The sequence below is a fragment of the Streptomyces sp. NPDC001914 genome (assembly GCF_042891215.1).
Classification (GTDB): domain Bacteria; phylum Actinomycetota; class Actinomycetes; order Streptomycetales; family Streptomycetaceae; genus Streptomyces.
Genome location: NZ_JBIASW010000037.1, coordinates 1 through 5,888 on the forward strand (window position 1 = coordinate 1; position 5,888 = coordinate 5,888).

General features: G+C 65.2%; 5 protein-coding genes and 2 pseudogenes. 4 read left to right on the plus strand and 3 right to left on the minus strand.

The genetic code is table 11. The features are described 5' to 3' along the window. Nucleotides 1–97 precede the first annotated feature (97 nt). The gene (locus ACFYYF_RS41460) at nt 98–682 is read right to left on the minus strand and encodes a DinB family protein (RefSeq protein WP_388784782.1); all 585 of its coding nucleotides are present in this window, start codon (nt 680–682) and stop codon (nt 98–100) included. Between the two features lie 291 nt (nt 683–973). Between ACFYYF_RS41460 and ACFYYF_RS41465 the strand changes: the two genes are divergently transcribed. From ACFYYF_RS41465 to ACFYYF_RS41475, 3 genes and pseudogenes are all read left to right on the plus strand, one after another. Next, nucleotides 974–1,336: a DUF2809 domain-containing protein gene (locus tag ACFYYF_RS41465; protein ID WP_388784785.1), complete on the plus strand. Its 363-nt coding sequence runs from the start codon at nt 974–976 to the stop codon at nt 1,334–1,336. Nucleotides 1,337–2,784: 1,448 nt separating this feature from the next. Next, nucleotides 2,785–3,192, plus strand: a pseudogene (locus tag ACFYYF_RS41470) (transposase); the annotation flags it as partial. 70 nt (nt 3,193–3,262) lie between these two features. Beyond that, nucleotides 3,263–3,772 carry a hypothetical protein gene (locus ACFYYF_RS41475; protein WP_225660967.1) on the plus strand — a complete coding sequence of 170 codons (510 nt, stop codon included), beginning with the start codon at nt 3,263–3,265 and terminating at the stop codon, nt 3,770–3,772. A gap of 114 nt (nt 3,773–3,886) precedes the next feature. On the opposite strand, the gene ACFYYF_RS41480 is transcribed toward ACFYYF_RS41475, so the two are convergent. Further along, the gene (locus ACFYYF_RS41480) at nt 3,887–4,321 is read right to left on the minus strand and encodes a DUF6228 family protein (RefSeq protein WP_388784788.1); all 435 of its coding nucleotides are present in this window, start codon (nt 4,319–4,321) and stop codon (nt 3,887–3,889) included. Nucleotides 4,322–4,419: 98 nt separating this feature from the next. Here ACFYYF_RS41480 and ACFYYF_RS41485 point away from each other — a divergent pair. Further along, nucleotides 4,420–5,237 (plus strand): IS5 family transposase gene (locus tag ACFYYF_RS41485; RefSeq protein WP_388784791.1). Its coding sequence is split into 2 segments (ribosomal slippage): nt 4,420–4,761 and nt 4,764–5,237, totalling 816 coding nucleotides; the frame shifts between segments, so codons are not numbered across the junction. A 123-nt stretch (nt 5,238–5,360) separates the two neighbouring features. Here the strand turns inward: ACFYYF_RS41485 and ACFYYF_RS41490 are convergent. Further along, nucleotides 5,361–5,713: pseudogene (locus ACFYYF_RS41490) on the minus strand (IS5/IS1182 family transposase); the annotation flags it as partial. Between the last annotated feature and the right edge of the window lie 175 nt (nt 5,714–5,888).

Here is a 5,888-nt window from a genome sequence, read left to right on the forward strand (position 1 = left end):
CAGACCTGGCCCCAACCCACCCACGCCGGCACCCAAGCCATCCGCATCAAACGACCCCAACCACCCGCCCCAGACCCTTAAAGCAACGGCATTGCCCCTAAGCCTTGATTGTTGCGGCCGACCTGGCGGCCTGCTCGATCTTCGCGCAGTAGGCCGCTCGCGCCTGCTCGTCGATCGGCATCTCGTATTCGGCGCGCATCCCGGTCCGGCCGTCGAGACCCTCGCGCAGGATATCGGCGTGCCCGGCATGCCGGATGGATTCGCCGAGGACATGGACCATGATGGCGAACAGGTTCGTGTTGGTATACGGCTCCGACCACCAGGGCACGTGGCCGGGGGCGTCGAGGGGAAGCTCGTCGATCGTCGCGTCCGAGTGTTCCCACGTGCGCCGGTAGAACTCGATGATCTGCTCACGGGTCTCGTCCTCGGACGCCCAGAGATCGCTACCGTCGGAGTCCTGCCACCGAGGCAGCGGTTCCGGGGACGGGCGGTCGAAGACCTCGCCGAAGTACCGGGCCTCGACGGTGGCCACGTGTTTGACCAGGCCGAGGAGGTTGGTCCCGGACGCTGTCAGGGGTCGGCGGGCGTCGTACTCGGACAAGCCGTCGAGTTTCCAGAGCAGCGCCTTGCGGTCCCGCCGCAGTCTGTTGTGCAGGTTGTCTTTCGCGAACTCATCGATCATGCGGAATGAGCCTGCCATGGGTTGCTCGTGGTCTCAAGATCCCCTACGTGGTCCGCCACGACTGGCAGAGTTCGGCCTGGCCACGGATGGGCGCCGTGACCTGCTACAAGAGGCTTGTGAAAGTTGCGCCGTGTGACACTTCGAAGGCTGCTGCCAGTCGGCCCCGCCATAGTTGAGCCAGCCAACTGAGCAAGTATGTAGACGTCTTGTTGCTGAGCGCTTCGCCAGGCGAGCGAGAGGGCGGTGAACTGAGTCAGCCCGGGTTCGACACGGCGCGTAGGGTTCGGGTGAATGAGTAGACGATGGTGGGCTTTCGGCGCGGCAGTGGTGACCGTTGCTGCAGGTCTCGGCGTGCGGTCGTGGACTTGCGGGGGCTTCGCAAAGTATGCGGGGGACGCTCTCTACGCGCTGCTGGTGTGTGAAATCGTGGTCATGGTGGCGCCTCGGCTACGGCCCGCCGTTGCTGCCGGTGTCGCACTGGGGCTCAGTTGGACTGTGGAGTTGTTGCAGATCGCCGGGATCCCGACCGTTCTGCAGCCTCTCTTCGGGTCGACCTTCAACCCGCCGGACCTGTTCTGGTACGTCGTGGGAGCCGCGCTGGGGTGGATTCTCGCCAGGACAGCGTGGGGCTACCGGAGCCCAGAGGACGTCTGACGATGCGTCCCCCTGCGGAGAGTCCGGACGGCATGAGCCTTGACGGGGTGCGGTCTGATGCCGTGTCCTCATAAAAGGGACAACGACGGCAGGGGGCACGATGGCGCCAGAGGGACGCGACGGGCCCGGTGCGGAGCCCACACGCGACGATGTGGGCCCAATACCCAGACCTCCGAAACCTCCACGTGAACACGGCAGTTGGGCCGCAGACAACGTGCCTGTGATCATCCTGGCCCTTGTCGTCCTCGTGCTGATGATCGCGGGCTCGGCGTCGAACGACAACGTCACGTGCCCCGGCGGAGCCACTAGCTGCGGTGTTCCCTGAAGCCCACGCCACCCCATCTCGTCGTAGTGTGACGTGCGTTCATGGAGCTCATTCGTTCCACTCGAGGCGTGTTGTTCACGCAGTCTGCTGCTGCGACTGGAGTGATCTGGGATCCACGCCGGCGGTCACCTGTGGGCTTGGGCAGCGAACGTGGGCGGCTGCCGCCGCCTACGCTGCGGTGCCGGTCATCACCGAGTCGAAGTCGAGCATTTGGGGAGAGAGTTCCCAGCGGATGCCGGCATACAAAGCGGGCAGGATCCCGCGCTCGGGCAAAGCACCCTGTGGCGTTCCAGACGCTCACGACCGGGAGGCTGCAGATCAGTACGCCGCAACGTGCTATGGGGGTTGTTGTGTGCCTTTGGGCGCGTCACGCTGAGGGGCGGCGGGCGGGCGTGCCGGTTTCCCGCCGAGGCGTCTGCGGCTGTTGATGTTGGGACCGGGCACTGAGGGGGCTGTCGTGCTTTTCAACGTCGTGTCGCTGCTTCTGTCGATTGCCGCCGCTGTCACTGCGGTCTGGAGCGTCTACCGGCAGATTTCGCGGGCGAAGGCCGACAGTGATCTGTCGATGACCACCGACCTACTTCTTACTCACGTGCGGGACAAGGAATTTCAGCAGGATCAACTCTGGGTTCTGCAGGACCTGGGCCGGGAACACAGTCCAGAGCTCGGCATTGAGGGACTGCCTTACCCGTCGAACTATCGGCTGTGGAACGTAGGAATCGTCTTCGAAGCGGTTTCGATCATGCTGCGATACGAGATCACGAATCCTTCGATCATGGTCAGTTTGACGCAGCACCGTCTGATCAAGACCTGGGAGGCGGTTGCTCCGTTCGTCGAGGCGGAGCGTGCCCGGCGTGGCAGGTTCGTGTTCCCATTCTTCGAGGATGCGTATGCCTTCGCGAAGGAGATTGATCCAGATCGCTTCTACCAGGAGCTCGGGCTGCGGCGTGGGGATGGGTCGCCTCGTACGGCGGTACCGGGCGCAGGGGGCTCTGGGCGCAGCTTCACCCAGGAGTGGCGCCGTTGGGCGAGTCGTCGACGGCCGCACAGGGCGCGTGCCGTGGCGTCTTGGAGCCCGTTCCTCGAGGGACTGACCTTTCCTGGGTTGGGCGCTTGCGCACCCTTCAGACGGTTCAAGCAGACCCTCGGCTGGACCAAGCCCCGGCTCCGCAGCTCGGAAGCGGCCGACCGGTGGACCTGGCTGGTGATCACCGCCTATGCCCAGCTCCGGCTCGCCCGCCCCCTGGCCACCGACCTCCGCCGCCCCTGGGAGAAGCCGACGGAGCCGAGCAGGCTGACACCCGCCCGCGTCCGCAGAGGGTTCAGGAACCTGCACGCGCAGACCGGCTCTCCGGCCGGTGCACCGAAAGCGTCACGTCCCGGGCCAGGCAGGCCGCCGGGCTCGAAGAACCGCCGCCCGGCCACCCGTCATGACGTGGGTAGAATCCTCGCCACCGGCGAGGCGTTCAGCCGCCCCACCCACCACAAGAGGGGCACCAAACCCCGACGCACCGAGGAGCGGCAAACTTGACGGCCTGGGCCATGTGCAGTGGGCACGAGGCCGAAGAACTTCACGGGGTACGTCGGTGGATCTCAGCTCAGTGATCATCGCTGTGGCAGGCGTCGCAGGAACCCTGGGAGGGGCGCTACTCACCCAGCGCGGCTCCGAACGAGCAAAGCGCCTGGAGATAGAGCTCGTTCGAGACCACGAGGAGGTCCGCGAGAACCGTTCGCTGCGACGCACCTGCTATGTGGAACTCAACCGGGATGCTCGGCAGTTCACCACCGCACTCAACCGCCACCTACACGTCATGAGAGAGCGCGGCGTGGAGGAGGCCGACAGCGACGGACTTGAGGAGGCGAAGAACGCGCACCGCGATCGATACTCCGAAGCACAGATGATCGCCCCCGAAGAAGTACTCAGGCGAGCGAGTGTCGTCAACCAAGCCCTGAACAAGGTCTACGGCCAGGTCAAGCGCCTCGAACGCGGCGCCCCTGAACCAGGCGAAACGATGGAGACCGCGGCCCAGGCCCAGTACGAGGTCTGGGAGATGCTCCGAACCATGAGAACCGCTATGCGCCACGACCTCGGCGTGTCGCATGAAGATTGAGAGCTGGCACTCAGCTCCGTGCGAGCTCACTTGTCTGCCTCGGCCAGCCGAAAGCTGATTGAGGCAGAGGTTAAAACGCAAGCTAAGAGGTTGTCTCACGTGGTGTTGCCTCAGCTACTCGACCGTGCTCGTGAGAAACGTGTGGAAGTCGGCGGCGAGGCTTCGCATCTCCTCGCCGGCCGCGTGCACGGTGGTGGTCTCGAAGTGCCACTTCTCGGACGGAGGCCGATCGTGGATGCCCCACGTCAGGTGGACGTAGCCGCCCGAGTGGTGTTCCGCCGAGATCGTCAGGTCGCGTTCCAGAGAGAGCCAGGCGCGCGCTCCTTCCCAGCCGCGGAAATCCTCGGCCAGTGAGGAGAGGAAGGTGTCGAGGCCGTCGCCGTCCCACGTCCGAACCAGGGTCTCGATACTGACCCATTGCCCGCGAGCTTTCACGACGAAGTCGAGTGTGGGGTCGTCCCCGTACGGTCTTGTCAGCTCGGAGAAGAGCAGGTGGACCGGTCGCGGTCCAGTGTCCCCCACGCGTACCGCGGGGCCATCTTCGGTCATTTGTGCAGGTTAGAAGTCGTGGGGCTCGATGGCCAACTGCTATTCCCACGTTGCCCCGAGGACGGCCACATGCCTCACGCGGGGCATGATCGTCCGCTATGGCTGTGGATCTTGCGCGGGACCTGGTCCCCGATGGGCTGTGGAAGATTGCCGTGCCACTGATACCACCGTTCCGGCCCAGACCGCAGGGTGGCGGGACGGTACCGGTGACGGATCGGAAGGTGTTCACGGCGGTGGTGTACGTGCTGACCAGCGGTTGCGCCTGGCGGTATCTGCCGCCGACGTTCGGCACCTCGCCTGCCACCGCGCATCGCCGGTTCGCGGGGTGGACCAGGGCCGGTCTGTGGCGCCGGCTGCATCGGGCGGTCCTGGACGAACTCGGTGCCAGAGGTGCGCTGGACTGGACTTCAGCGATCATCGACGCCGCGGCCGTCCGTGCGAAAAGAGGGGCTCGCTGACCGGGCCGAACCCGGTCGATCGCGGCAAGAAGGGCAGCAAGCTGCATGTACTGTCCGAAGCGCAGGGCATCCCGCTGGCCGTCGCAGTGTCTGGCGCGAACGTGCATGACAGCCAGGCGTTCAAGCCGCTGCTCCCGGGCCTCCCCGCCATACGCTCCCGGCGCGGGCCACAACGACGGCGACCGGTCAAGGTCCGCGCCGATAAGGCGTACTACTCCGCCAAACACCTCGCCTGGCTCCGCTCACGAGGACTCATCCCGTGCATCGCGGGCCCGGGCATCGAGTCCGGCGAGCGGCTCGGCCGGCACCGCTGGAAGATCGAGAGGTCGATCGCCTGGCTGTTCGGCTACCGCCGTCTCACCGTTCGCTATGAACGCAAGGGCAGCCGTTTCCTCGCCTTCCTGGGCCTCGCCGCAGCTCTCACCTGCTACAAGAAACTCGCGAAACTCACCACGTAAGACAACCTCTAAGTGCGTGGCCCTGGTTGCATGGTCGGAGGCCTTCTTCCGGCCGGACCCTGTGACCCAGTTGACGGACTGATTTCGCAGCTCAGTGTGCGAGGTGGCGATTCCGCTGTGGGCCGCCGCATTGCCGGTGAAGGCAGGTAAGTGCTGGGGCTTGTGCTCGTAGCGACGGTGCAGGCGCCGACAGCCGACGAGCCAGGACACGGTTCTCTCTACGACCCAGCCGTAGGGCTGGGGGGTTCGACGATTCGGTGCCTTGCGAGCGATGCAGGAGTGATGTTCTGCTCTCGCAGCCATCGCCGCGGATGGGCTTAGTGATGCCCCTGATGAGCGTGGAGCTTGTCGGGCTTGCGTCGGCGAGGTCCGAGGCGAGAGCGGACCGGAGGAATCCCACCGACCAGTGGCTTCAGAGCCTGGCTGTCATGAAGGTTGGCGGCTGAGTTCCCCCCGGAGCAAGCGGACTTCCTTCTCCGGCGCCTGGCTCAACGGGACCTGTCTTGAGCCGGCAGTGAGGCGAGCCTGCCTTCAGGGAGGTGTCTTTGGGGTTAGTTGGTGGGTGGTGTGGTGGTTGCGGTGATGGTGGTGGTGAAGGTGGTTTGGTTGTTTTGGGTGCCGGTGATTTCGGTGGTGGTGTGGTTGTTGTGG

Coding starts and splice junctions, on each gene's coding strand:
- ACFYYF_RS41460 (WP_388784782.1), bottom strand. CDS start 682: ATGATCGATGAGTTCGCGAAAGACAACCTGCACAACAGACTGCGGCGG.
- ACFYYF_RS41465 (WP_388784785.1), top strand. CDS start 974: ATGAGTAGACGATGGTGGGCTTTCGGCGCGGCAGTGGTGACCGTTGCT.
- ACFYYF_RS41480 (WP_388784788.1), bottom strand. CDS start 4,321: ATGACCGAAGATGGCCCCGCGGTACGCGTGGGGGACACTGGACCGCGA.